Origin of the sequence: Pseudomonas nitroreducens NBRC 12694, from assembly GCF_002091755.1 — a bacterium.
GTDB lineage: Bacteria > Pseudomonadota > Gammaproteobacteria > Pseudomonadales > Pseudomonadaceae > Pseudomonas > Pseudomonas nitroreducens.
In genome coordinates, this window is sequence record NZ_BDAI01000006.1 from 129,715 (window position 1) to 154,367 (window position 24,653).

Annotated in this window: 26 protein-coding genes; 15 read left to right on the forward strand and 11 right to left on the reverse strand. The window is 65.5% G+C overall.

From position 1 onward, the window contains the following. Nucleotides 1-85 precede the first annotated feature (85 nt). On the forward strand, nt 86-1,246 hold the full coding sequence (locus PNI01S_RS17785; protein ID WP_024762652.1) for a 1-acyl-sn-glycerol-3-phosphate acyltransferase: 1,161 nt from the start codon (nt 86-88) through the stop codon (nt 1,244-1,246). Between the two features lie 37 nt (nt 1,247-1,283). Here PNI01S_RS17785 and PNI01S_RS17790 read toward each other — a convergent pair whose 3' ends face one another. Beyond that, nucleotides 1,284-1,568 carry a hypothetical protein gene (locus PNI01S_RS17790; RefSeq protein ID WP_024762651.1) on the reverse strand — a complete coding sequence of 95 codons (285 nt, stop codon included), beginning with the start codon at nt 1,566-1,568 and terminating at the stop codon, nt 1,284-1,286. A 264-nt stretch (nt 1,569-1,832) separates the two neighbouring features. On the opposite strand from PNI01S_RS17790, the gene PNI01S_RS17795 reads away from it, so the two are divergent. Beyond that, a complete protein-coding gene (locus PNI01S_RS17795; RefSeq protein ID WP_024762650.1) occupies nt 1,833-2,039 on the forward strand; it encodes a hypothetical protein in 207 nt (68 codons plus the stop codon). A gap of 63 nt (nt 2,040-2,102) precedes the next feature. Here the strand turns inward: PNI01S_RS17795 and PNI01S_RS17800 are convergent, their stop codons facing one another. Further along, nucleotides 2,103-2,690: a YajG family lipoprotein gene (locus PNI01S_RS17800; RefSeq protein ID WP_024762649.1), complete on the reverse strand. Its 588-nt coding sequence runs from the start codon at nt 2,688-2,690 to the stop codon at nt 2,103-2,105. 798 nt (nt 2,691-3,488) lie between these two features. Between PNI01S_RS17800 and mqo the strand changes: the two genes are divergently transcribed. Next, nucleotides 3,489-4,982 (forward strand): malate dehydrogenase (quinone), encoded by a 1,494-nt coding sequence (gene mqo / locus PNI01S_RS17805; RefSeq protein ID WP_084358722.1) that lies wholly within the window; start codon nt 3,489-3,491, stop codon nt 4,980-4,982. A 55-nt stretch (nt 4,983-5,037) separates the two neighbouring features. Here the strand turns inward: mqo and PNI01S_RS17810 are convergent, their stop codons facing one another. From PNI01S_RS17810 to PNI01S_RS17820, 3 genes are all read right to left on the reverse strand, one after another. Then, the gene (locus tag PNI01S_RS17810; protein ID WP_024762647.1) at nt 5,038-5,439 is read right to left on the reverse strand and encodes a VOC family protein; all 402 of its coding nucleotides are present in this window, start codon (nt 5,437-5,439) and stop codon (nt 5,038-5,040) included. Nucleotides 5,440-5,613: 174 nt separating this feature from the next. After that, complete coding sequence (locus PNI01S_RS17815; protein ID WP_024762646.1) at nt 5,614-5,901, reverse strand: PA4642 family protein; 288 nt, start codon at nt 5,899-5,901, stop codon at nt 5,614-5,616. Nucleotides 5,902-5,997: 96 nt separating this feature from the next. Next, nucleotides 5,998-6,480, reverse strand: a complete 483-nt coding sequence (locus PNI01S_RS17820; RefSeq protein WP_413247469.1) for a hypothetical protein — start codon at nt 6,478-6,480, stop codon at nt 5,998-6,000. Nucleotides 6,481-6,633: 153 nt separating this feature from the next. On the opposite strand from PNI01S_RS17820, the gene PNI01S_RS17825 reads away from it, so the two are divergent. Beyond that, nucleotides 6,634-7,551, forward strand: a complete 918-nt coding sequence (locus PNI01S_RS17825; protein ID WP_084358723.1) for a LysR family transcriptional regulator — start codon at nt 6,634-6,636, stop codon at nt 7,549-7,551. Here the strand turns inward: PNI01S_RS17825 and PNI01S_RS17830 are convergent. From PNI01S_RS17830 to PNI01S_RS17840, 3 genes are all read right to left on the reverse strand, one after another. Further along, nucleotides 7,535-8,959: an aldehyde dehydrogenase family protein gene (locus PNI01S_RS17830; RefSeq protein ID WP_084358724.1), complete on the reverse strand. Its 1,425-nt coding sequence runs from the start codon at nt 8,957-8,959 to the stop codon at nt 7,535-7,537. The genes PNI01S_RS17825 and PNI01S_RS17830 overlap by 17 nt on opposite strands. 124 nt (nt 8,960-9,083) lie before the next feature. Continuing rightward, nucleotides 9,084-9,560, reverse strand: coding sequence for a WbuC family cupin fold metalloprotein (locus PNI01S_RS17835; protein WP_024762643.1), 477 nt, complete (start codon nt 9,558-9,560; stop codon nt 9,084-9,086). A 2-nt stretch (nt 9,561-9,562) separates the two neighbouring features. Beyond that, entirely contained in the window at nt 9,563-10,120 is a 558-nt protein-coding gene (locus PNI01S_RS17840; protein WP_017519718.1) for a hypoxanthine-guanine phosphoribosyltransferase, read from the reverse strand. A 155-nt stretch (nt 10,121-10,275) separates the two neighbouring features. Between PNI01S_RS17840 and upp the strand changes: the two genes are divergently transcribed. From upp to gpgF, 3 genes are all read left to right on the forward strand, one after another. Then, a complete protein-coding gene (gene upp, locus PNI01S_RS17845; RefSeq protein ID WP_054908629.1) occupies nt 10,276-10,914 on the forward strand; it encodes a uracil phosphoribosyltransferase in 639 nt (212 codons plus the stop codon). 3 nt (nt 10,915-10,917) lie between these two features. Continuing rightward, on the forward strand, nt 10,918-12,210 hold the full coding sequence (locus tag PNI01S_RS17850; RefSeq protein WP_084358725.1) for a uracil-xanthine permease family protein: 1,293 nt from the start codon (nt 10,918-10,920) through the stop codon (nt 12,208-12,210). Between the two features lie 162 nt (nt 12,211-12,372). After that, a complete protein-coding gene (gpgF, locus tag PNI01S_RS17855; protein ID WP_024762640.1) occupies nt 12,373-13,371 on the forward strand; it encodes a glucosaminyl phosphatidylglycerol flippase in 999 nt (332 codons plus the stop codon). Between the two features lie 3 nt (nt 13,372-13,374). Here gpgF and PNI01S_RS17860 read toward each other — a convergent pair whose 3' ends face one another. Further along, on the reverse strand, nt 13,375-13,554 hold the full coding sequence (locus PNI01S_RS17860) for a hypothetical protein (protein ID WP_024762639.1): 180 nt from the start codon (nt 13,552-13,554) through the stop codon (nt 13,375-13,377). Nucleotides 13,555-13,640: 86 nt separating this feature from the next. Beyond that, nucleotides 13,641-14,492, reverse strand: a complete 852-nt coding sequence (gene purU, locus PNI01S_RS17865) for a formyltetrahydrofolate deformylase (RefSeq protein WP_017519713.1) — start codon at nt 14,490-14,492, stop codon at nt 13,641-13,643. Between the two features lie 258 nt (nt 14,493-14,750). Between purU and mvaT the strand changes: the two genes are divergently transcribed. Then, nucleotides 14,751-15,125 (forward strand): histone-like nucleoid-structuring protein MvaT, encoded by a 375-nt coding sequence (gene mvaT, locus PNI01S_RS17870; protein WP_024762638.1) that lies wholly within the window; start codon nt 14,751-14,753, stop codon nt 15,123-15,125. Nucleotides 15,126-15,194: 69 nt separating this feature from the next. Here the strand turns inward: mvaT and sbcB are convergent, their stop codons facing one another. After that, entirely contained in the window at nt 15,195-16,625 is a 1,431-nt protein-coding gene (sbcB, locus tag PNI01S_RS17875; RefSeq protein ID WP_084358726.1) for an exodeoxyribonuclease I, read from the reverse strand. Between the two features lie 142 nt (nt 16,626-16,767). Between sbcB and PNI01S_RS17880 the strand changes: the two genes are divergently transcribed. From PNI01S_RS17880 to PNI01S_RS17910, 7 genes are all read left to right on the forward strand, one after another. Then, nucleotides 16,768-17,583, forward strand: a complete 816-nt coding sequence (locus tag PNI01S_RS17880) for a DUF975 family protein (RefSeq protein ID WP_024762637.1) — start codon at nt 16,768-16,770, stop codon at nt 17,581-17,583. A gap of 87 nt (nt 17,584-17,670) precedes the next feature. Then, the gene (locus tag PNI01S_RS17885; RefSeq protein ID WP_037006563.1) at nt 17,671-18,408 is read left to right on the forward strand and encodes an RDD family protein; all 738 of its coding nucleotides are present in this window, start codon (nt 17,671-17,673) and stop codon (nt 18,406-18,408) included. Beyond that, nucleotides 18,405-19,391 carry a stage II sporulation protein M gene (locus PNI01S_RS17890; protein WP_024762635.1) on the forward strand — a complete coding sequence of 329 codons (987 nt, stop codon included), beginning with the start codon at nt 18,405-18,407 and terminating at the stop codon, nt 19,389-19,391. Before PNI01S_RS17885 ends, PNI01S_RS17890 begins: the two co-directional genes overlap by 4 nt. Further along, the gene (locus PNI01S_RS17895; RefSeq protein ID WP_024762634.1) at nt 19,378-20,973 is read left to right on the forward strand and encodes a DUF4129 domain-containing protein; all 1,596 of its coding nucleotides are present in this window, start codon (nt 19,378-19,380) and stop codon (nt 20,971-20,973) included. Before PNI01S_RS17890 ends, PNI01S_RS17895 begins: the two co-directional genes overlap by 14 nt. After that, nucleotides 20,970-22,259, forward strand: coding sequence for a DUF4350 domain-containing protein (locus PNI01S_RS17900; RefSeq protein WP_065084454.1), 1,290 nt, complete (start codon nt 20,970-20,972; stop codon nt 22,257-22,259). Before PNI01S_RS17895 ends, PNI01S_RS17900 begins: the two co-directional genes overlap by 4 nt. Then, complete coding sequence (locus PNI01S_RS17905) at nt 22,256-23,266, forward strand: AAA family ATPase (protein ID WP_038803565.1); 1,011 nt, start codon at nt 22,256-22,258, stop codon at nt 23,264-23,266. The genes PNI01S_RS17900 and PNI01S_RS17905 overlap by 4 nt, the downstream gene beginning before the upstream one ends. Further along, the gene (locus tag PNI01S_RS17910; protein WP_084358727.1) at nt 23,263-24,591 is read left to right on the forward strand and encodes a DUF58 domain-containing protein; all 1,329 of its coding nucleotides are present in this window, start codon (nt 23,263-23,265) and stop codon (nt 24,589-24,591) included. The genes PNI01S_RS17905 and PNI01S_RS17910 overlap by 4 nt, the downstream gene beginning before the upstream one ends. The last annotated feature ends 62 nt before the right edge of the window (nt 24,592-24,653 follow it).

Here is a 24,653-nt window from a genome sequence, read left to right on the forward strand (position 1 = left end):
CTGACCGATGAGTCGGCGGCATACCCTTCCGGACCGTCTACATCGCGGCCCGACCCGTGATACCCCCGAGCATTCATTAGAGAGCATGATGGGCGAGTTCGAAGCCATCCGACCGTACAACGACGCCGAAGTCCCGGCTGTCCTGCAGCGCCTGCTGAGCGATGACGCCTTCCTCGGCGCCCTGGCGCGTTACCGTTTCCCGCGTCTGTCCGGTCCGTTCGGCTGGCTGCTCAGACCTCTTATAGCCCATCGGCTGGCCCGCGAAGTCACCGGCATCCGCAGCGTCAGCGAGCTGCAGCACAAAGTCGAGCCCTACGTCGACCGGACCATCGAGCACGCCACCGACGGCGTCACCTATTCGGGTGTCGAGCGCCTGCAATCCGGCCGTGCCTACCTGTTCATCGCCAACCACCGCGACATTGTGGTGGACCCGGCCTTCTGCAACTACGCGATCTACCACGCGAAGCTGCCAACGCCACGCATCGCCATCGGCGACAACCTGCTGCAGAAGTCCTTCGTCAGCGACCTGATGCGCCTGAACAAGAGCTTCATCGTGCACCGCTCGATCAGCGGTCGCCGCGAGAAGCTGGCGGCGTACCAGAACCTCTCGGCCTACATCAATCACTCGATCCGAAACGACGGCCAGTCGATCTGGATCGCCCAGGCCGAGGGCCGCGCCAAGGACGGCGATGACCGCACCGATTCGGCGATCCTCAAGATGTTCCACATGAGCCGCAAGGACGAGCCGTTCGCCGAAGTGATCCGCGAGCTGCACCTGATCCCGGTGTCCATCAGCTACGAATACGACCCGTGCGACGCCGCCAAGGCCCGCGAACTGTATACCCGCGCCACCACCGGCGAGTACAGGAAGGCGCCAGGCGAAGACGACCGCAGCATCGTGCAGGGCATCACCGGCTACAAGGGCCGAGTGCACATCAACTTCGGCGAGGAGATCACCGGTGACTTCGCCGACGCCAAGCAGCTCGCCGCCGAGCTGGACCGGCAGATCCTCGGCAACTACCGGCTGTTCCCGGTGCACTACCTCGCCTACGAGGCCTCCGACCTGCGCGACGCTGCGCTGAACGTGCCCCGCGCCGAAACCCTGTTCAAGGCCGAGGAACTGCAGCGTGCGCGCACCGAATGGGAGCGTCGCGTGGGCGAATGCCCCGTGGAGCAGCGCGGCCACCTGATCCTGCAATACGCCAACCCGGTGTTGAACCAGTACCGGCTCAAGCCGCAGGTATGAAAAAAGGCGCCCTCGGGCGCCTTTTTGCTTCCACTCGCTACTGGCCCAGCTGCGTGCTGTACCAGCTCACGGCCAGCGCCAGCGTCATGCAGGCAAAGCCGAAACGGTAGAAGAAGCGATTCATCCGCACGGTCGGCTGGACGCTGTCCAGGGGGACCGGTGCGATCTCGCTTTCGGCAGCCAGGCGAGCCAGGGCGAGGCGTTCACGGCGGCGGGTGGCCAGCAGCAACCAGCCTCCGGCCAGGGCGAAGAACAGGGCCAGGTCGTTCACGATACGACCGGGATGGGCCTGGAAAAGACTCCAGAGCGCCTGCAGCGACATCACAACCTCCGCTTCAGAACTGCACGCCATCGACTTCGAAGCAAAGCGGGGGTCAGTCTGGACGAACGGGCTTGGCCCGTCATGGATGAGAAACAATGGTCGCGCATTTTATCCGCTGGCCCTGCCTCGCAGCCAGCGCGTTACGCTTATTTACGACGAGCGTAAAGGTTATCGAGAAATGGTCTAAGACCTCTCCCGCGCTTTGGCACGCTGCTGGCTTTCACGAAATCTGCCAATCGAAGTCTTTCGCCAAGGAGATTCGCCATGCTCGAAATCGTCCCCCACGAAAACGCCTATCTGATGGAACACCTGGAAGAAATCGAAGCCGTCGTCACCGAACTCTCGTTCAATGTCCAGGATGACCATTGGCTGGTCTACACCCAGGCCTGTGGCCACGAGCACCTGGACCTGCCGGAAGCCGACGAGCGCGTGCGCCTTGTCGAGGTCGACCCGTACCACCAGGCCGCCTGATCCTTCGATCGGCCGCCCACGAAAAAGCCCGGCAGATGCCGGGCTTTTTCATTGCCGCCTCGATCAGCGCTGGTTCAGCGTCTGGCCGATGGTCGGGTCTTTGAACACCCGGGTCAGCGCGTCGCTGAGCACTTCGCTCACCAGCTTGGTGTTGGTCGCCTCGTTGGGCGCCATGCCGAAGCGCTGGTTGGTCGAGGCACCATAACGACCGCTGTAGCGACGGGTGCCGCTCTGCACGTCGGCACGGAAGGTGGCGCCGATGTCCGCCTCGGTGACGTACATGCCTTCCTTGGGCGACTGGTACTTCAGTTCGGCCAGGGTCAGGGTCAGTTGCGGTGCGTTGTAGGCGTTGGCCGACGGGGTGAAGCCCAGCAGGCGCACGGCGGTTTCAGCCTGCAGCTGCAGCTTGGGGATCACGTCCTCGCTGCGCACGGTCAGTTGGCTGGTTTCCGAATACAGGCCGCCACGGGTGCCCAGCGCGGTGCTGGGACGACCGTCGACGACACGTACCACTACCGGCTGGCCCTGGCCAACCGCGGCGACCGGCCCCTTGAATTCGGGAGTCGGGTTGAGTTGTTGCGGGCTGAGCGCGCAGCCGGTCAAGGTCAGGCTGGCGGCAGCGATAAAGCCGAGCAACAGGCGAGGCAGCATGCTCATCTCTCCATGGGGTAAGCGATGGCCGGCAGTATACCGGCGGGCAGCGCGGTCAGATAGCGCTTGGCCATTGGACGCAGAACCCGTTCTCAGGGTTCCCGTGCGCGCGTCGATCGGCCGCCTTGACCCACCCGGAGGCGAGACGCACCGGGACGGGGCACAATTGGCAAATCAAGGGGTGCAGACTAGGAAAAAAGTCTAAGGTGCAGAGCTTTTTTTTGTGTTTCGCCGTTATAATCGCCCCCCGATTATAAGGACGCCTCCTGGTCGGGCCCCGCACGATGCCGACACACCGTGTCTCGCCTCTGCCACCCCTCAAAGAGAGTCGCCACTCGCCTCGGTCACTGGCCGTCGCGCTTTGTACGTTCGTTGCGCAGAACTTGGCAAGGATGCAGCCGCCCACTCCGCACGGAGACCGGACCGGCCCGCGACGACGATCCCCTTTGAGCTTCACGCCTCCAAAAGAGCGTGATCGAAGGTTTTTCACTACTTCACGAGAGTGTGGCGAGCAATGAAGAGTTTTGCGTTGGTAGCACCATTGACGTCTGACCCCGCAGCACTGAATCGCTTTTTCGGCACCGGAAGCCGCGCCTGAGCGCCACTTTCGGATGCACTTGCGGATGAGTTCGTCCGCCGTGGACTGCCGAGAAGGTGCGCATTTCCCCTCCTCCGATCCCGGCCCGACACATTCGCGAAAGGTCCCTCGTGACCTGGGAAGAATTCGGACATGCGGCTTTGCCATTGAGTGCAAGCCCGCTGTCACAACTGGCTGCTGATAGTTTTGGAGACGCGTTAATGGCGCAGAACGAAATCGAATCGATGGACGTGCTGCTGGTCGGCGCCGGCATCATGAGCGCAACCCTGGCTGTCCTGCTCAAGGAAGTCGATCCGGGCGTGAAGCTGGAGATCGTCGAACTGCAGGAATCCGGAGCCATCGAGAGTTCCAACCCGTGGAACAACGCCGGCACCGGTCACGCCGGCCTCTGCGAGCTGAACTACACCCCGCAGGCCGCCGACGGCTCGATCGACATCAAGAAGGCGGTGAACATCAACGCCCAGTTCGAAGTGTCCAAACAGTTCTGGGCCTATCTGACCGGGAAGGACGCCTTCGGCGCGCCGCGCAACTTCATCAACCCCGTTCCGCACATGAGCTTCGTGCGTGGCAAGGACATTCCTTTCCTGAAGAAGCGTCATGAACTGCTCAGCCAGCACCATGCCTTCGCCTCGATGGAGTACACCGAGGACCGCGCGAAGATCGCCGAATGGGCCCCGCTGACCATGCCCGGCCGTCCGGCTGACGAGCAGGTCGCGATGACCCGCGTGGAAAGCGGCACTGACGTCAACTTCGGCGCCCTGACCAACCAGTTGCTGGGTTACCTGTCCAGCCGCGAAGGCAGCGAAGTCCGCTACTTCCAGAAAGTGGTCGGCCTTGAACGCAGCGGCGACGGCTGGCTGGTGGACATCAAGAACACCCAGACCGGCGACGCCCGCAAGGTCAAGGCGAAGTTCGTCTTCCTCGGCGCCGGCGGCGGCGCCCTGCCGCTGCTGCAGATGTCCGGCATCCCGGAAAGCAAGGGCTTCGGCGGCTTCCCGGTGAGCGGCCAGTGGCTGCGTTGCGACAACCCCGAGGTGGTCAAGCAGCACCAGGCCAAGGTCTACAGCCAGGCCGAAGTCGGCGCCCCGCCGATGTCCGTGCCGCACCTGGACACCCGCGTGGTCGAGGGCAAGACTTCCCTGCTGTTCGGCCCCTATGCCGGCTTCTCCACCAAGTTCCTGCGTCATGGCTCGTTCCTCGACCTGCCGCTCTCGGTGCGCACCAGCAACCTGCTGCCCATGCTCGCCGTGGCCCGCGACAACATGGACCTCACCCGCTACCTGGTGAAGGAAGTCATGCAGTCCATGGACCAGCGCATCGAAGCCCTGCGCAAGTTCTACCCGCAGCTGAACCCGGCCGACTGGCGCCTCGAAACCGCCGGGCAGCGCGTGCAGATCATCAAGAAGGATCCGAAGAAGGGCGGCATCCTGCAGTTCGGTACCGAACTGGTGGCAGCCCAGGACGGCAGCATCGCCGCTCTGCTCGGCGCCTCGCCGGGCGCCTCGGTCACCGTGTCGATCATGCTGGGCCTGCTGGAGCGCTGCTTCCCCGAGCGCTACCAGTCGGCCGAGTGGACCGCGAAGCTCAAGGAGATCTTCCCGGCCCGCGAGAAGCAGCTGGAAACCGACGCCGCGGTGTACCGCGAAGTCAACCAGATGACCGCCGACCGCCTGCAGATCGTCGCCGCGTCCTGAGTGCTGCACTCATGAAAAAGCCCGCCATCCGGCGGGCTTTTTCGTTTCGGGCGAATCAGTGGCAACTGACCATCCAGCCGACGCCGAAACGGTCGGTGAGCATGCCGAAGCGCTGCGCCCAGAAGGTCTTTTCCAGCGGCATCTCCACCCGCCCCTTCTCCGCCAGGGCGGCAAACGCCTGCTCCGCGGCCACCACGCTGCGCAGCGTCAGGTGCAGGGAGAAGCCGTTGAAATTGGCGTTGTGCTCGCCGCGACCATCAGACAGGAAAACCTCCGTCTCGCCGATCTGCAGGCTGGCGTGCATCACCTTGTCCAGCCAGCCATCGGGCACCGGCGACGGTCCCGGGGCCTCTTCGAAGCGCATCAGCGCGCCGAGCTGAGCACCTACCGCATGCTGGTAGAAGGCAATGGCCTCATCGGCGCGACCATGGAAAAACAGATAGGGCTGTACTTGCACGGCTTCGTCCTCGCCTTGTCGTTATCGTTCTTCCGAGAAGTCTAGGCGGGGATTTTGGAGCGGTGCCCCGAGCGGCCTCAAAAGCCTCGCCGCGGGCTATTTTCGCGAGCTGGCTCGCGAGCCGCCCGAACAAAAAAGCCCGCACAAGGCGGGCTTTTCAGCGCATCGATGCAATCAGCCGCGAGCGGACTTGATCACTTCGATGTAGGGCTCGGCCTGGCGCTGGTCCTGGATCAGGGCGACGAAATCCTTGCCCTGGGCATCCTTGGCGGACAGGTCGTACCCAGCTTCGACGAAGAAGCCGACGAAGCGCTCGAAGTCGTCGATGCGCAGGCCGCGGTAGGCCTTGACCAGCTTGTGCAGGGACGCCGGGGTGTCGTCGGCCGGTTCCACGTCGAGGAACAGCTTGATCTCGGCGTCGTCGATCTCTTCGCCAATCACCTGCTTCTTGTCTTTACGCATCGCTCGCTTCTCTCTACGGCTGTCTCGGGGATCGCGGCCGGCAACGGCTGGCCGGGCACCACGGGTCGGGCAGTTTACCCCCGCGCCGGGCGCGGCTCAACGCGCACGCACCGCGCCGGTATGCAGGTCGGCCCAGATATGGCCGTTGCCGTAGGTGAGGAACTGCACGTAGACGGTGCCGTTGCGCAGCAGATCGAGCAGCTGTGGATAAGCCGCCTGCGGGTAATACAGGCTGAGCACGCGGGTCTTTTCGTCGTAGGCCGGCTTCTTCAGGCTCTTGCCCTCGGCGTCGAAGCTGATCACCACCTGGCTGATCTGCGCGCCCTTGTTCAGCGGCTTGCCCTTGAGGCGCAGCAGCGACGGCGTGGTAATCGGGATCGGCTGCTGGTTGGACTGGCGCTGGTTGCCCAGCACCACGCTGTATTCGGTGACCTGCAGCAGTTGCTGCTGCTCCGGCTCGCCCTGGCGCAGGCCGGCATCGTCCGGCGGCAGGAACTGGCCGTGCATCGGCGCAGCGATGGCGGCATCAGCAAAGCCGAGGGGAATGCAGAACAGCAGCGCCAGCACGGCGCCCGGCATGCGAACGGACATCATCACCTCCGCGGGACAGGGCCGGGCACTCTAGCACGCACGTCGAGCAGGACGACAGGCACGCATGGCAAGCCCGCCGATACATTGATAGCCTTCGAAGTTATCAACTCAATACATCGCCAGCCTCCGATCGAAACCGCCATGCTGCACAACGTCTCCGACCTCGACCTGCGCCTGCTGCGCATCTTCGCCTGTGTGGTGCGCTGCGGCGGCTTCTCTGCCGCGCAGGGCGAACTGGGCATGGGCCAGTCGACCATCAGCACGCACATCGCCAGCCTGGAGACACGCCTGGGCTACCGCCTGTGCGAACGTGGCAAGAGCGGCTTCCGCCTGACCGAGAAAGGCGAGCGGGTGCTGGACTACGCGCAGAACCTGTTCGCTGCGCTGGGGGACTTCCGTGATCAGGTACAGTCACTGGCCGGGCGCCTGGTCGGCGAGTTGCACCTGGGCCTGGCCGACAATATCGCCACGCTGCCCGACGCACGCATCCACCAGACCCTGGCGCGTTTCAACCGCCGCGACCAGGACGTGCGCCTGCACTTCCTCATCGAATCATCCAGCGAACTGGAGCGCCTGGTACTCAGCGGCCGCCTGCACCTGGCCATCGCCTGCTTCAGCCGGCGCCTGCCGAACCTGCGCTATGAGCCGCTTTACCACGAGCGCGTGGCGGTGTTCTGCGGGCACGAGCATCCGCTGTTCGACAAGGACGTGCGCGCCGCCGCCGAACTGGAAGCCTGCAACTGGATCCAGCACGGCTATGCGGTGGCGGACGTGCAACTGCCCGCCGACCCACAGCGCAGCACGGCCTTCGCCCAACACATGGAAGCGGTACTGCACGCGGTGCGCGCCGGCACCCACCTGGGCTACCTGCCGACGCACTACGCCGAGCGCTGGGTCGAACAGGGCGAGATGCGCGCGTTGCTGCCGGACAGCCTCGGCTACGGCATCACCCACAGCCTGGTGGTGCGCGACGAGCCGGGGCACAACGAAGCGCTCCAGGCGCTGGTCGCAGACCTGCGCCTGGAGCACGGGGTGACGCCGATCAGCGCGGCGCGGTGATGTGCTTGATATCGAAGAATGCCGACAGGCCCCACGGTCCCAGCTCGCGACCGATGCCGCTGCGCTTGCCGCCGCCCCAGGAAGTCTGCGGGAAGACGACTTGCGGCGAGTTCAGCCAGACGTTGCCGGCCTCCAGGTTCTCGGCGACACGCTGGGCACGCTCGAGGTCGGCGCTGCACACGGTGGCGGCCAGGGCGAAATCGCTGTCGTTGGCCTGACGCAGGGCATCGGCTTCATCGCTGAAGGTACGTACGCACAGCACCGGGCCGAAGATTTCCTCACGCCACAGGCGGCTGTCCGCCGGCACGTCGGTGTACACGGTCGGCTGGATGAACCAGCCCTCGGCTGCTTCGCCACCGGTCAGGCAGGCCAGGCCTTCGTCGCGGGCCACGGCGAAGTAGTCGAGCACCTTGCGGTACTGCGCTTCGCTGGTCATCGGCCCCATGTCGGTCTCGCCCAGCAACGAGTCGCCAACGCGCAGGCCTTCCACCGCGACCTTCAGCTTCGCCAGCAGCGGTGCGGCGATGGACTCCTGCACCAGCAGGCGCGAGGTGGCGGAGCACATCTGCCCGGCGTTCCAGTAGACGCCGGCGATGATCCACTGCACGGCTTCGTCCAGGTCGCAGTCCTCGAACACCAGGATCGGCGACTTGCCGCCCAGCTCCAGGCCCACCGGCAGGGTGCGCGCGGCGGCCGCTTCCATGACCTTGCGGCCGACGACGTTGCTGCCAGTGAAGGACAGCTTGGCGATGCCCGCATGGCTGCACAGCGCAGCGCCGGCATCGGCCAGGCCCGGCACCAGGTTCAGCACGCCGGCAGGCAGGCCGATGGCGTCGGCGATCTCGCCCAGCACCAGTTCGATCAGCGGGGTGATTTCCGAGGGCTTGAGTACCACGGTGCAGCCCGCTGCCAGGGCCGGCGCGACCTTCCAGGCGCTGGTCACCAGCGGGAAGTTCCACGGTACGATCAGGCCGACCACGCCGATGGGCTCGAAACGGGTCTGCGAGCGGTAGCCGGCGTCGGGCAGGGCCACCTCGGCGTTCTGCCGGGCATCCAGTTGCTCGGCCAGCTCGGCGTAGTAGGCAAAGGTCGCGATGGCGTCACCGATATCGATTTCCGCTTCCAGGCGCGGCTTGCCGCTGGCCTGCATCTGCAGGGTGATCAGCGCTTCGCTGCGGGCTTCGAGCTGCTCGGCGAAAGCTCGCAGGTAACCGGCGCGCTGGGCGGCGCTGGTCAGCTTCCAGTCGGCGAAGGCGCGCCTGGCGGCAGCGACGGCGCGCTCTACGTCGGACACACCGGCGCAGGCAACTTCCGGCAGCGCTTCACGGGCAGCGGGAGCGATCGGGCGCAGGACGGCGCCGCTGTCGGCGGCCTGCCATTGGCCATCGATATAAAGGAGACGGGACATGCGAACCTCGGGCGGTTGTCTTGTGAGGGTCGCAGGATAGGCGGAGCATGCATTGGCAAAAATGAGCGCTTACCCATGCATACATCGATACCGCTCGATGCATGCCCTTGTGCAGGAACGCAATTCAGAGTGGGAATTGAGAACGCATCCACGCCAGGTATTCAGTCGCGCCCGCCTCGCCCTCGCGCGGCGCCCACTGCCCGCGCTCGTCCTCGCCCAGCGGCACGAAGGGGCCAGCCTTGGCTTCGAACATGATGCTGTCCGGCTCCAGCGCGACGATGGCGTGGAAGGTGCCCGGCGGCAGGTCTGCGCCGACGCACTCGCCGCCCGCGCGCAGTTCGCGAGTGGTCAATAGCTCACCGGAGTCGGAGAAGATCAGCAGGCCCAGCGCGCCCTTCACCACCAGCAGGCTTTCGGCCTTGTCCGGGTGGCGATGGCAATGCGGCGGGATGTAACTGTCGGGCTGCAGTGCATTGAGCAGGCGATGGCAGGGCTCGGTCTGCTCATGGAAGTTGTGGTTCTGCCGGCGCCGGGGGCTGGCGGCGGCACGGGCCGCGACCTCGTCGAACAGCGCGCTGTCGAGGAAACGCGGCCCGCTCATCGTCAGAGGCCCTTGACGGCGAAGATGCCGGCGGCGTTGCGCCAGTAGCCCTTGTAGTCCATGCCGTAGCCGAAGATGTAGCGGTCGATGCAGGACAGGCCCACGTAGTCGGCCTTCAGGTCCGGGCGGGCCTTGCGGTCGTGGTCCTTGTCGATCAGCACGGCGGTGTGCACGCGCTTGGCGCCGGCGTGCTTGCAGAAGTCCATGATCGCCGAGAGGGTGTGCCCTTCGTCGAGGATGTCGTCGATGATCAGCACTTCGCGGTCGATGAAGGAAATTTCCGGCTTGGCCTTCCAGAACAGCTCGCCACCGGTGGTCTCGTTGCGGTAACGGGTCGCATGCAGGTAGGAGGCTTCCAGCGGGAAATTCAGCAGCGGGAGCAGCTTGCCGGAGAAGATCAGGCCGCCGTTCATCACGCAGAACACCACCGGGTTGGTGTCGGCCAGCGAGCCGTTGATGGCCTCGGCCACACGGGCGATGGCGGCCTCTACCTCGGCGTTGGTGTACAGGCAGTCGGCTTCGGCCATGACTTGGCGGATGTGCGCGAGATCGACGGACATGGGGGTTCTCCCGTGAAAAAGTGCGCAAAGGTACCTATCGGCGTGCCACGGAGCAAGGGTCAGCGGACGAATGTCGCCGACAATCGTGGCCCAAGGTAGCTAGGATGCATTACGCTACCGCAATTTTTTTGCCAGCCCGTCCGGAGAACCCGTCCATGCCCGTACTCGAGATTCGCCATCCCCTGATCCGCCACAAGATCGGACTGATGCGCCGTCACGATATCAGTACCAAGAATTTCCGCGAGCTGGCCCAGGAAGTGGGTGCCCTGCTGACCTACGAGGCGACCAAGGACCTGCCGCTGGAGAACTACGAGATCGAAGGCTGGGCCGGCCCGGTGCTGGTCGAGAAGATCGCCGGCAAGAAGATCACCGTGGTGCCGATCCTGCGCGCCGGCATCGGCATGCTCGACGGCGTGCTCAGCCTGATTCCGGGCGCCAAGGTCAGCGCCGTAGGCGTGGCGCGCAACGAGGAAACCCTCGAAGCGCACACCTACCTGGAAAAGCTCGCGCCGGACATCGCCGAGCGCCGCTCGCTGATCATCGACCCGATGCTGGCCACCGGCGGCTCCATGGTCGCCACCATCAACCTGCTCAAGAAAGCCGGCAGCAAGGATATCCGCGCCATGGTGCTGGTGGCGGCGCCGGAAGGGATCAAGGCCGTCAACGATGCGCATCCGGACGTGCTCATCTATACCGCCTCCATCGACCAGTGCCTGAACGAGAACGGCTACATCATGCCGGGCCTGGGCGATGCCGGTGACAAGATCTTCGGCACCAAGCAGAAGGAAACCTGATTCATGGCCGATGAATTCAACGAACCGCTGTGGCGCCAGATCATCTCTGGCGCGCAGATGCTCTTCGTGGCCTTCGGCGCGCTGGTGCTGATGCCGCTGATTACCGGGCTCGACCCGAACGTCGCGCTGTTCACCGCCGGCTTCGGCACCCTGATGTTCCAGATCGTCACCGGCCGTCAGGTGCCGGTGTTCCTGGCGTCGAGCTTCGCCTTCATTACCCCGATCATCCTCGCCAAGGGCCAGTTCGGCCTGGCCGCGACCATGGGCGGCGTGGTGGCGGCCGGCTTCGTATACACCTTCCTGGGCCTGGCGGTGAAGGTCAAAGGCACTGGATTCATCGACCGCCTGCTGCCGCCGGTGGTCATCGGCCCGGTGATCATCTCCATCGGCCTGGCCATGGCTCCCATCGCCGCCAACATGGCCATGGGCAAGGCGGGTGACGGCACCGAGCTGATCCCCTACAAGACCGCCATGTTCATCTCCATGCCGGCGCTGCTGACCACGCTGATCGTCGCGGTGTTCGGTAAAGGCATGCTGCGCCTGGTGCCGATCATCGCCGGCGTGCTGGTGGGCTATGGCCTGTCCTTCGCCTTCGGCGTGGTCGACGTGGCGAAGATCGTCACCGCACCCTGGCTGGAACTGCCGAAGTTCACCGCACCGGAATTCAACTGGCAGGCCATCCTGTTCATCGTTCCGGTGGCGCTGGCCCCGGCCATCGAACACATCGGCGGCGTCATCGCCGTGGGCGGCGTGACCGGCAAGAACTACCTCAAGACCCCGGGCCTGCACCGCACCCTGCTGGGCGACGGCATCGCCACCTCCACCGCCGGCCTGTTTGGCGGCCCGCCCAACACCACCTACGCGGAAGTGACCGGCGCGGTGATGCTGACCAAGAACTACAACCCGAAGATCATGACCTGGGCGGCGGTATTCGCCATCGGTCTGGCCTTTATCGGCAAGTTCGGCGCCATCCTGCAGAGCATTCCGGTACCGGTGATGGGCGGCATTCTCTGCCTGCTGTTCGGCACCATCGCCTCGGTGGGCATGAACACCCTGATCCGCCACAAGGTCGACCTGTCCCAGGCGCGCAACCTGTGCATCGTCTCGGTCACCCTGGTGTTCGGCATCGGCGGCGTGCTGATCGGCACCGGCACCGGTCCGGACGACTTCGGCCTGAAGGGCATCGCTCTGTGCGCCATCGTCGCGATCCTCCTGAACCTGATCCTGCCGGGCGAAGAAGGCTGGGAGAACAAGGCGCTGGAACAAGGCGCCGACGACGGAAAATCCGCCGAGTGATTGGTAAGGGCGCCGACTGAGCGCGGCGCCTTGACCAGGTAAAGTTCGGCGAACGCAGCATGCCGTTGACGGTCCATTCAGCATGACAGTTCGATTCCGACAGGAGCCTCTGGTTATCCGCTCCGCCTCGCTCCTGCCCCTCCCGCCGCCGAAGGTGCGCCCGTGAGCCGTGCCTGGTGGCTGCTGCTCGGCCTGATCGGCGCCTCGCTGATCCCGCTCGCCCTCGGCGGCCGGGAAATGCTCGATCACGTCCTCGCCTTCCCTCTCGACAAGCTGCTGATCATGTTCGGCATGATCTGCCTGTGCTGGCTGATCAACGCGCAGAAGCTGCGCGTGCTGCTCAATGGCCGCGCGGGGGAGATCGGCAAGGTGCGCTCGGTGGGCATCATCATGGCCTCGGAGTTCGCTTTCTATGCGACCCCCGGCGGCACCGGCGGCCCGCTGACGCTGATGGCATTACTCGCGCGCCACGGTATGCGCCCGGCCCACAGCAGCGCGATCTTCGCCGTGGACCAGTTGAGCGACCTGCTGTTCTTCCTCTGCGCGCTGGCGGCGGTGCTGGTCTGGGCGCTGTCCCACAGCGTCAGCCCGAACCTGGAAACCTCGCTGATCACCAGCGGCGTGCTGCTGGGCGGAATCTTCTTCGGCGTGGTACTGCTGGCGCGTTTCCAGCGCCGGGTGATCAAGGCCAACGGCCGGCTGTTCCAGCGCCTGGGAATGAAGCCGCGCACACGCCTGCACTGGGCGCGCAAGGCGCTGCACTTCCGCGACACCCTGGTCAGCTGCCTGCGCCAACCCAAGCGCCGGCTGGCACTGATCTTCTTCTTCACCTGCTGCCACTGGATCCTGCGCTTCTCGGTGCTCTACATCACCCTCAAGGCGCTGGGCGTGGACCTGCACTGGGCCTGGGCCTTCCTGATCCAGCTGCTGTCGCTGGCGGCGGGCCTGGCCACGCTGCTGCCCGGTGGCGCGGGTGGTACCGAGCTGACCAGCGCCGCGCTGCTCGCCCCGCTGGTGGGCAAATCCACGGCGGCCGCGGCCATCCTGATCTGGCGCGTGGTGACCTACTACTTCTACCTGGTGATGGGTGCGCCGGTGTTCGCCCTCATGGCGGGGCGTCCACTGCTGCGCAAGCTGATAGGGATGCGCGAACGCGCCTGAAGCTCAGCCGCTGGCGGGCTTGTCTTGCTTCTGCTCAGGCTTGAGCGAATCCCAGAGCTCGGCGGCGCCGGGAAACTCGGTGCCGTCCTCTTCGCTCAGCGCGTCGGGATCGTAGCGGCTGGTGCAGCCTTCGCCCAGGGTGGGCGGTGGGGTGGCGGTGCCGGGGTTCTTCGGGTCGCTCATGGCGGCGTCTCTGTTGGGCGCAGCGCCCGCCGTCGGTGGACGGCGAGCGCATGCGGAGTACCCAGTCTGGAACGAGACCGCGTGGATCAGTCGAACACCACGGTCTTGTTGTCGTGCACCAGCACGCGGTCTTCCAGGTGGTAGCGCAGGCCGCGGGCCAGCACCAGCTTCTCGACGTCCTTGCCCAGGCGCACCAGGTCCTCGATGTTGTCGCGGTGGCTGATCCGCACCACGTCCTGCTCGATGATCGGGCCGGCGTCCAGTTCCTCGGTGACGTAGTGGCAGGTCGCGCCGATCAGCTTAACGCCGCGCAGCGAGGCCTGGTGGTACGGCTTGGCGCCGACGAAGGACGGCAGGAAGCTGTGGTGGATGTTGATCACCTGGTGGCGGTACTTCTGGCACAGGTCCGGCGGCAGGATCTGCATGTAGCGCGCCAGCACCACGTTATCGGCCTGGTGTTCGTCGATCAGGCGCGAGACCTGCTCGAAGGCCGGCTGCTTGTTCTTCGGGTCCACCGGGACGTGGAAGTAAGGAATGCCATGCCATTCCACCATGCTGCGCAGGTCATCGTGGTTGGCGATCACGCAGGGAATCTCGCAGTCCAGCTCGCCGCTGTGCCAGCGGTGCAGCAGGTCGGCCAGGCAATGCGATTCGCGGCTGGCCATCAGCACGACGCGCTTCTTCACCGAGGAGTCGGTGATCCGCCACTCCATGGAGAACTCGCGGGCGATGGGGGCGAAGGCCTGGCGGAAACCGTCGATATCGAACGGCAGGGAGTCGGCACGAATCTCATGCCGCATGAAGAACCAGCCGTTGTCGTTGTCGGAATGGTGACTGGCCTCGGTGATCCAGCCGTTGTAAGTGGCCAGGAAATTACTCACCTTGGCGACGATGCCGACCCCGTCGGGGCAGGCGATCACCAGTCGGAAAGTGCGCATGGGTGTACTCCAGATACATCGCGAAGGCCGCCATTCTAGCGGCTGCCGGGGAAAAGATCAGCCATTGCCGCAGTGCGCCGACGAGAGCCAGTTCGGTGCATTGCGAGTGCATCGATTAATTACCAGAGAATAAATTAGTTAAATAAGTCGACAATTAACGACAAAACTTTCCACAAGCATTTACTTGAACAACTTCGCTGACTATTATGTCTGCTACAAACTATCCGCCACCGCTGGACCCAGAACAAGGTACCCAACATGTCGCTGATCAACGAGTACCGCGCTACCGAAGAAGCCATCAAGGAACTTCAGGAGCGCCTGAAATCCCTGGAGCAGGACGACAAGCTGAAGAAAGAGCTTGAGTTCGAAGAGAAACTTCGCGCGCTGATGGCCAGCTATGGCAAGTCCCTGCGTGACGTCATCGCCCTGCTCGATCCGGACGCGAAGCTGAGCAAATCGCCGCGCACCGCAAAAGCCACCGTCGCCAAGCGCGCGCGCAAGGTCAAGCAATACAAGAATCCGCACACCGGTGAAGTCATCGAGACCAAGGGCGGCAACCACAAGACCCTCAAGGAATGGAAAGCCAAGTGGGGCGCCGAAGCCGTGGAAGGCTGGGCCACACTGCTGGGCTGAGCCTTGCGGAGATGAAAAACGCCAGCTTCGCGCTGGCGTTTTTTATTGCCTGCCGAAAAGTGCGCGGCGCTACAGGCGATAGCGCGCGCGCAACACCTGCGCATACTTCTCCCACTCTTCCAGCACCAAACGGCCGGCCGGCGTGGCATTGACCAGCTGTTCGCTCATTGCCGCGGCAAAGTTATCCAGAGTATTCGGTGCGCCGTATTCGGCCTGACTCAGGCGCGCGCGGCAGAAGTCCTGCCATTGTTGCTGTTGTGTGGCACTCAAAGTTTCCGGGAAATTGCGTGCCCGATAACGGAAGAGAAGTTCGGGAAGTCGCGCATCATCGAATGGCCATTGTTCTTTCGCCAGCCGCGCGGGATCAGCCTGACGCACCTGTTCGCACAATCGGCGATCACGGTCACCAATAAAGCCGTCATACAACTGCTGCTCGGGATCTTCGCTGCCGGCAAAACTTTCCTCGGCATACAAGGGCGCCAGTTTGTCCTGCCAGATCGCTTTCGCCTGGGTCAGGGTTTGCCCAGCGGCCAGGCAGGCATCGAGATCCACGCCGATGCGCTCGCGATCCTGCGGGCGCAGCACGGACAACGGCGCCACCACCGGGCAGCGGTTGATGTGCAGCAGTTTCAGCGGCACCGGCAACTCGCCTTCGGCCAACTCATCACGGCGCGTATAGAGGCGCTTGCGCAACGTTTCCGCATCGAGCTCCAGCAACGGCGAAACATCCACGCCCAGGTCGCAGACGATCAGCGCGTTGCGGTTGCGTGGATGCCATCCCAACGGCAGCACCACGGACAGGTAGTGCCGCGCCGCGGAGAACATGCCGGAGATGTGCACCATCGGTTGCAGCACACGAACCTGATCCAGCACGCCCTGCTTGCCGCGCAGGCGATAGAGGTAGTCATAGAGTTTCGGCTGGCGGTCGCGCACCAGCCGGGCCAGGGCAATGGTGGCGCGCACGTCGGACAGCGCGTCGTGCGCCTGCCCATGGTCGATCCCGTTGGCCGCGGTGAGGCGCTCCAGCTTGAGGCTGACGGCGCCATCCTGTTCCGGCCAGACGATGCCCTCCGGGCGCAGCGCGTAGGCGGTGCGCACCATGTCGATCAGGTCCCAGCGGCTGTTGCCACCCTGCCACTCGCGGGCGTAGGGATCGAAGAAGTTGCGGTACAGGCTGTAGCGCGTGACCTCGTCATCGAAACGCAGGGTGTTGTAGCCGGCCACGCAGGTGCCCGGCTGCGCCAGTTCGGCGTGCAGGCGGGTCATGAATTCGGCTTCGCCCAGACCGCGCTCCTCCAGGCGGTCCGGGGTGATACCGGTGACCAGGCAGGCGGCCGGATGCGGGAGGATGTCATCGCTGGGCCGGCAGTAGAGGTTCAGCGATTCACCGACCTCGTTGAGGTCCTCGTCCGTGCGAATGCCGGCCACCTGCAGCGGACGGTCGCGGCGCGGGTCGATGCCGGTGGTTTCGTAGTCGTACCAGAAGATGCTGGCGTTCATCGTTTTTCCTTGCCTGCAAGCGAGTGCGTCGCAGTCTAACAGTGCTGCCGACCACACTTCCAAAACGCCTCGCTGGCACCTAGCCAGCCCGCGCCTTTATGATGGCCGTCGCAAGGACACCCCACTGGAAAGGACTTTCCTCATGCAAGACCTCGCAGCACAAAATCCCTACAGCGCTCCACTGAGCAACCTCGAACCGGGCGCAGCCCCGGGCGCCGTTCCCTCCGTCGCCGAGGCGCTGAGCCGCGGTTACAACTTCAGCATCAACGAACTGCTGGGCGAATCCTGGCGCCGCACCAAAGGCACCAAGGGGCTGATCATTGGCGGCTTCGTGGTCTTCTATGCGGCGATCTTCGCCCTGGTCAACCTGCTCAGCCTGTTCCTCACCGTGGTCGGCGTCGCCGGCATCGCCGGGATGGGCCTGCTCGGCGATAGCGAAGCCGCCGGCGGCATGGCGGTCGGTGCGCTGGTGGCCTTCTTCATCGGCTCCATCGTCCTGAGCTTCGTCGCCACCGCCGTGTGCTACCCGCTGCTGGCGGGCGTGAACATGCTCGGTATCCGCCGCGCCGCCGACCAACCGCTGCGGTTCAACGAAGTCTTCAGCCACTTCGGCCGCACCTTCCAGGTGGTCGTCTGCGTGCTGCTCAGCACCCTCCTGATCTGCGTCGGCTACTTCCTCTTCGTGCTGCCGGGCATCTACCTGAGCATCGCCTATATGCTCGCCATCCCGCTGGTGGTCGAGCGCGGCCTGTCGCCCTGGGCGGCGCTGGAAGCCTCGCGCAAGGCCATCAGCCAGCACTGGTTCAAGGTCTTCGGCCTGCTGCTGGTGTTCGGCCTGCTGTTCATGCTCAGCACCCTGACCCTGGGTATCGCGCTGATCTGGGTGATGCCGTGGTTGATCGTCGCCATCGGCGTGCTGTATCGCACCATCTTCGGTGTGCTGCCACCGGCCAAGTGATCAATCCGGCCTGAGCCCGCCAGCGTGGTTGCCTCGCCGCACCGCGCTGGCTAGCATCTGGCTCTCAGTCATCGACAGCGGTTTCCCTTGAGCCCAGCAGACCTTTCATCCCAAGCGTCTTCCCACGCCCCCGTCCTGGACACCCGCTACCACGTGGAGACTCCGGAAGGCATCGATCTGCTGCTGCGTCCCGCCGGTGTCGTCCCCCGCGCCCTCGCCTACCTGATCGACCTGGGTATCCGCATCCTGCTGATGCTGGCGCTGTTCATGCTGCTGGCCTTCCTCGGCGAACTGGGCACCGGCCTCGGGCTGATCCTCACCTTCGTCATGACCTGGTGGTACATGGTGCTGTTCGAAGTGCTCAACCAGGGCCGCTCGCCCGGCAAGCAGATGATGGGCCTGCGCGTGGTACACGACGACGGCACGCCAATCGGCTGGTCCGCCTCACTGCTGCGCAACCTGCTGCGCTTCGCCGATATCCTGCCGTTCGCCTACACGCTCGGGCTGCTCAGTTGCCTGTCCAACTCCGCCTTCAAGCGCCTGGGGGATCTCGCCGCCGGCACCCTGGTGATCTACCGCGACCCGCCGCCAAGCCGCCCGCAGGTCTCGGAGGCTGCGCCCGAACTGGCGCCCTGGCCGCTGAAGCTGGAAGAGCAACGCGCACTGATGAGCTTTGCCGAACGCGGCACGCAACTCTCCGCCGCCCGCCGCGAGGAACTGGCCGGCATTCTGGCGCAACCGCTGGGTATCGCCCCGGAACAGGCGGAGGCCCGCCTGAATCGCATCGCCAGCGGCCTGCTCGGTAACGGGACGGGCCACCCATGAAGCAGGCCTTCTTCGAACAACGCCACCAGGGCAGCTGGAAACGCTTCGCCAAGCGCCTGGAACAACTGGAAAGCGGCAAGCGCCAGGAACCGAGCGAGAAGCCCGAAGAATTCGCCGCCGATTACCGGCGTATCTGCCAGCAGCTCGCCCTGGCCCAGGAGCGCGGCTACAGCAGCCACCTGATCGACCAGTTGCAGCAGCTCGCCATGCGTGGCCACCAGCAGTTCTATCGGCACCGCAGCCATCTGGGTGCGCGCATCCTCGGTTTCCTGGTCGCCGGCTTTCCGCGCCTGGTGCGCGAGGAGTGGCGCTGCATCGCCATCGCCAGCCTGCTGTTCTACGGCAGCCTGCTGCTGATGGGCGTGCTCGTCTACCACTTCCCCGACCTGGTCTACAGCGTCATGGCACCGGAGCGAGTGGCCGAGATGGAGTCGATGTACTCGCCGGACACCACGCGCCTGGGCCCCATGAGCACGCGCGACGCCGGCGATGACTGGAAAATGTTCGGCCACTACATCATGAACAACATCGGCATCGCCTTTCAGACCTTTGCCAGCGGCCTGCTGTTCTGCGTCGGCAGCCTGTTCTTCCTGCTGTTCAACGGCCTGATCATCGGCACGGTGGCCGGCCACCTGACCCAGGTCGGCTACATCGAGACCTTCTGGTCCTTCGTCATTGGCCACGGCGCCTTCGAGCTGACCGCCATCACCTTCGCCGGCGGCGCTGGCCTCAAGCTCGGCTGGGCGCTGCTCGCCCCCGGCCGCCTGAGCCGCCTGGAAGCGCTGCGCCAGGCCGCCGCCCGCGCCGTGCAGTTGATCGGCGGGGTGATCCTGATGCTGCTGATCGCCGCTTTCGTCGAGGGCTACTGGTCCTCCGTCACGCATTTCTCCGCCACCGTGAAGTACATCGTCGGCGCCTGCCTGTGGCTGCTGGTGGGCAGCTACTTCCTCCTTGCCGGACGGAGGCGTCATGCGCCTGACTGACGCCAGCGTCGCCATTCGCCCGCGCAGCGCCTGGGAGGCACTGGACCTGGGCATTCTCCTGGCTCGCCGCCACGCTGGTGTGCTGATGGCCAGCTGGGCCATCGTCACGCTGCCGGTGTTCGTGCTGCTCTCCGTGCTGCTGTGGAACTACTCCAGCTGGGCGATACTGATCTTCTGGTGGCTCAAGCCCGCCTTCGAACGCCTGCCGCTGTACATCCTCTCGCGCTCGCTGTTCGGCGACACGCCGACGCTCAAGGAAGCGCTCAGGGCCTTCCCCGGACTGCTCAAGTCACAGCTGCTGCCCAGCCTGCTCTGGCGACGGCTGAGCCCGACCCGCAGTTTCGACCTGCCGGTGCTGCAGCTCGAAGGCCTCAAGGGCCAGGCTCGCAGCCAGCGCCTGGTGGTGCTCGGCCAGCGCAACGCGGGCGGGGCCACCTGGCTGACCATCGTCGGCATGCATTTCGAACTGGCGCTGTGGCTGGGCCTGACCACGCTGATGTACCTGATGCTGCCGAACCAGTGGGTGGAAGACTGGGAATGGAAGTCGCTGATCAGCGCCGCCGAAGGCGACTGGGTGTGGCTCGAACACATCAGCAACCTGGTCTACGCCCTGCTGCTGATAGTCTGGGAGCCGGTGTATGTCGCCTGCGGCTTCACCCTCTACCTCAACCGCCGCACCGAGCTGGAAGCCTGGGACATCGAACTGGTGTTCCGTCGCCTGCGCCAGCGCCTGATCGGCAGCGCCTATGCCCTCCTGCTGGTGGTGGCCGGCGCCTTCGCGCTACTGCCGGCCCATGACGCGCTGGCGGCCGGCGCGGAAGCCGGCGGCAAGGCCAGCCAGAGTTGCCCGTTGCCCGACCAGAACCCCGACGGCCCGCAGGGTGCGCGGCTGACCCAACAGAAACTCAACAGCGAGGACTCGCGCAGCGCCGCGGAAAGGATCCTCGCTGCGCCGCCCTTCAAGAACAGCGAGAAGGTCACCGGCTGGCGCCTGAGCGAAGACAAGAAAGAGGAAAAGCCGGCAGACCCGGATGACGCCAAACGCCTAAAGAGCTTCTTCGAAGCGCTGGAGAACTGGAAAGCCTTCAAGTTCGCCGCGCAGGGCATCGAGGTACTGCTCTGGGGCCTGCTGTTCACCGTCATCGCCCTGGTCATCTGGCGGTATCGCCAATGGCTGCGGTTGTTCGTCGGGCGCATCGGCCTGCCGCAGCAGCCGCGCCGCGAAGCCCCCAGCGTGCTGTTCGGGCTGGACCTGGCGCCGGAAACCCTGCCCAGTGACGTCGCCAGCGAGGCCGAGCGCCTGTGGGACGAGCAACCACGCGCCGCCCTCGGCCTGCTCTATCGCGCCCTGCTCAGCCGCCTGCTGCACGATTTTCGCGTGCCCCTGCGCGAGTCCACCACCGAAGGGGAAGTCCTCGTACGCGTGGCCGACCTCAACGACCCGCCGCTGGACAATTTCGCCCGCAGCCTGACCCAGCAGTGGCAGGCGCTCGCTTACGGGCACCGCCCGCCGCGGGCCGAACTCAAGCAGCAGCTGTGCGGCGAATGGCGCCACCTGTTCGGTAACGAGGTGCGGGCATGAAGCGCGGCAACCTCGCCCTGCTGGTACTGCTCGTCCTGCTGGTGCTCGGCGGCATCGGCTACTACCTGTACCGCAACCTCGAGCCCTACACCGAGACCGTCGAGCACGGCGCCTCCCCGGAGGCCCGCGCCAACCCCTACCTTGCCGCCGAGATGTACCTGCGTGGCCGCGGCATCCGTGTCACCACCGCCCGCGGCATGGAAGTGCTGGACCAGCTGCCGAGCAAGGGCCAGACCCTGATCCTGCTGGGCACCCGCGAGAACGTCACGCCGACGCAGAACGCCCGCCTGCTCGACTGGGCCAACCGCGGCGGCCACCTCATCGTCACCGCCGAAAGCCTGTGGGACGAGGATGAAGGCAAGAGTGGCGACCTGTTGCTGGATCAACTGGGCGTCCAGCAATTCCTCACGGCCGACCTGAAGGACAAGGAGGAGGAGAAATCCACTCAGTCCGACGAGCAGACTGCAGCCCCATCCGAGGACCGCGCGGACGACGATACCGGCAAGGCAGAAGTGGAACACGAGCACCCGGACCAGACCTCCGGCACTACCGACAAGGCCGATGCAGAAGCCGATCCCTACCCGAACCTGACCAAGCTCTACCTGGAGAACGAGAAGGCCCCGGCCTATATCGACTTCGACACCGACTATCACCTGTTCGATTCGAAGAACCTCGCCTACGCCTGGGCCAACAGCGCCGACTCCACCCACCTGCTGCAACTGCAGCGGGGCCAGGGCTTGATCACCGTGCTCACCGACAACTGGATCTGGCAGAACGGCGAACTCGACGCCTACGACAACGCCTGGCTGCTCTGGTACCTGGCCCAGGACAGCGCCGTTACCCTGGTCTACCGCGCCGACGGCACCAGCCTCATGACCCTGCTGATGCGCTATTTCCCGCAGGCACTGCTGGCTGCCGCCCTGTTGCTGGCACTGCTGCTCTGGCGCAATGGCCTGCGCCAGGGCCCGCAGCAGCCCAATCCGGACCGCAGCCGTCGGCAACTGGAAGAACACCTGCGCGCCGGCGCCGACTTCATCCTCCGCCAGCGCGGCCAGCTTGCCCTGCTGCAAGGCCTGCAACGAGATGTGATGCGCCGGGCGCGGCAGCGCCAGCCCGGCTTCGACCGCCTGCCGGTCGCCGAACAATGGCAAGCTCTGGGCCGCATGACGCGCATGTCGGTCAGCGCCATCAGCCAGGCCATGCGCCCCTATCCGCAACAGCGCATGGCCGTCGCCGAATTCACCCGCCAGGTCGCGCACCTGCAAAGCCTCAGGAATGCCCTATGAGCGAACAGACGCCTGAACCCTCCAGCACCACCGCCCCCAATGCCGCCGCCCAGCGCCAGCGCGCCAGCCAGCTGGCCCAGGCGCTGCGCCACGAATTGCAGAAGGCCCTGATCGGCCAGCAGGCCGTAATCGACGACGTGCTCACCGCCCTGCTCGCCGGCGGCCATGTGCTCATCGAAGGTGTGCCCGGCCTGGGCAAGACGCTGCTGGTGCGCGCCCTCGCCCGCTGCTTCGACGGCGGCTTCGCGCGCATCCAGTTCACCCCCGACCTGATGCCCAGCGACGTCACCGGCCACGCCGTGTACGACCTCGCCACCGAGCAGTTCAAGCTGCGCAAGGGGCCGGTGTTCACCCACCTGCTGCTGGCCGACGAAATCAACCGCGCCCCGGCCAAGACCCAGGCCGCGCTGCTGGAAGTGATGCAAGAGCGCCAGGTCACCCTCGAAGGCCGCGCCCTGCCGGTGCCGCAGCCGTTCATGGTGCTGGCCACGCAGAACCCCATCGAGCAGGAAGGCACCTACCCGCTGCCCGAAGCCGAGCTCGACCGCTTCATGCTCAAGCTGCGCATCGACTATCCGCTGGAGGCCGAGGAACAGACCCTGGTGCGCCAGGTCACCCGCTCGGCGCGCAGCGACATGCTCGACGTGGCGCCCATGCGCGCCCTGCTCAAGGACAAGGACGTGCTGGCGCTGCAGAAGATCGCTGCCGACCTGCCCATCGATGACCAGGTGCTCGACTACGCCGTGCGTATCGCCCGTACCACCCGCAACTGGCCGGGCCTGGCACTGGGCGCCGGCCCGCGTGCATCCATCGCCCTGGTGCGTTGCGCCCGCGCCCGCGCCCTGCTGCGCAGCGGCGACTTCGTGATTCCGGACGACGTGAAAGGCAGCGCCCTGGCCGTGCTGCGCCATCGCGTGCGCCTGTCGCCGGAACTGGAAATCGAAGGCCTGTCGGTGGACCAGGTGCTGCAACAACTGCTCGACCAGGTACCGGCGCCGCGCGTATGAAGCCATCGCGCGCGCTCCTCGCGTTGCTCGGCGCCCTGCTGGCGATTGCCATCGCCCTCGGCGCGGCCGAGGCCCTGGACTCGGGATCGGCACTGCTCGGCCGCCTCTGGTGGGGGGCGCTCTGCGCGCTCCTCCTGCTGGCGCTGGCCGATGCGCTCTGGCTGCGCCGCACGCCCTCGCCCGAGCTACGCCGCCAACTGAGCGGCAACCTGCCGCTGGGCCGCTGGAGCGAGATACGTCTGCAGTTCCATCACCGCTACGCCCAGCCACAACGCGTCACGGTGTTCGACCACCTGCCGGCCGGCATGGAGTTCGAATACCTGCCGCAGACCGTGGAACTGCTCCCCGGTGAACAGACTGAACTGGGCTACCGCGTGCGCCCGCTGTCCCGCGGGCATTTCGTCTTCCAGCGCTGCGAGATCGAGTTGTCCAGCCCACTGCGTCTGTGGAAGGGCCGGCGCTACCTGGAACAGCGCGACGAAACCCGCGTCTACCCGGACTTCGCCCGCCTCTACGGCGCCGAACTCATGGCAGTGGACCACTGGCTCAACCGCATCGGCGTGCGCTCCGGGCAGCGGCGTGGCCTGGGCCTGGATTTCCACCAGTTGCGCGAGTTTCGCGACGGCGACACCCTGCGGCAGATCGACTGGAAGGCCACCGCACGCAAGCGCACGCCCATCGCCCGCGAATACCAGGACGAACGCGACCAGCAGATTCTCTTCCTGCTCGACTGTGGCCGGCGCATGCGCAGCCACGACGGCGACCTCTCGCACTTCGACCATTCACTCAACGCGAGCCTGCTGCTGGCCTACGTCGCCCTGCGCCAGGGCGACGCCGTAGGCCTGATGACCTTCGCAGGCGATCAACCGCGCCACCTGCCGCCGGCCAAAGGCAGCGCCCAGCTCACCGCCCTGCTCAACAGCGTCTACGACCTGCGCAGCAGCCAGCGCCCGGCGGACTACCCGGCGGCCGTGCAAGCCGTGCTGACGCACCAGCGCCGCCGTGCGCTGGTGGTGATAGTGACCAACCTGCGCGACGAGGATGACGAGGAACTGGTGGCCGCGGTGAAACGCCTCGGACGCCAGCACCGTGTGCTCGTCGCAAGCCTGCGCGAGGAAGTGCTGGACCGCCTGCGCCAGGCGCCGGTGGAAGGTTTCGAGGAAGCCCTGGCGTACTGCGGTGCGGTGGATTACCTGAACGCCCGCGCCGGCCTGCACGAGAAGCTGGCAGCCCATGGCGTGCCGGTGCTCGACGCGCGGCCGAGCCAGCTGGGGCCGGAACTGATCAGCCGTTACCTGGGCTGGAAGAAGGCTGGCGCGCTGTAACAGCGCGCCACGACCGGACACCAACTCCCTGGCGTCCCACACCGAGCAGATCGGTCAGCGCG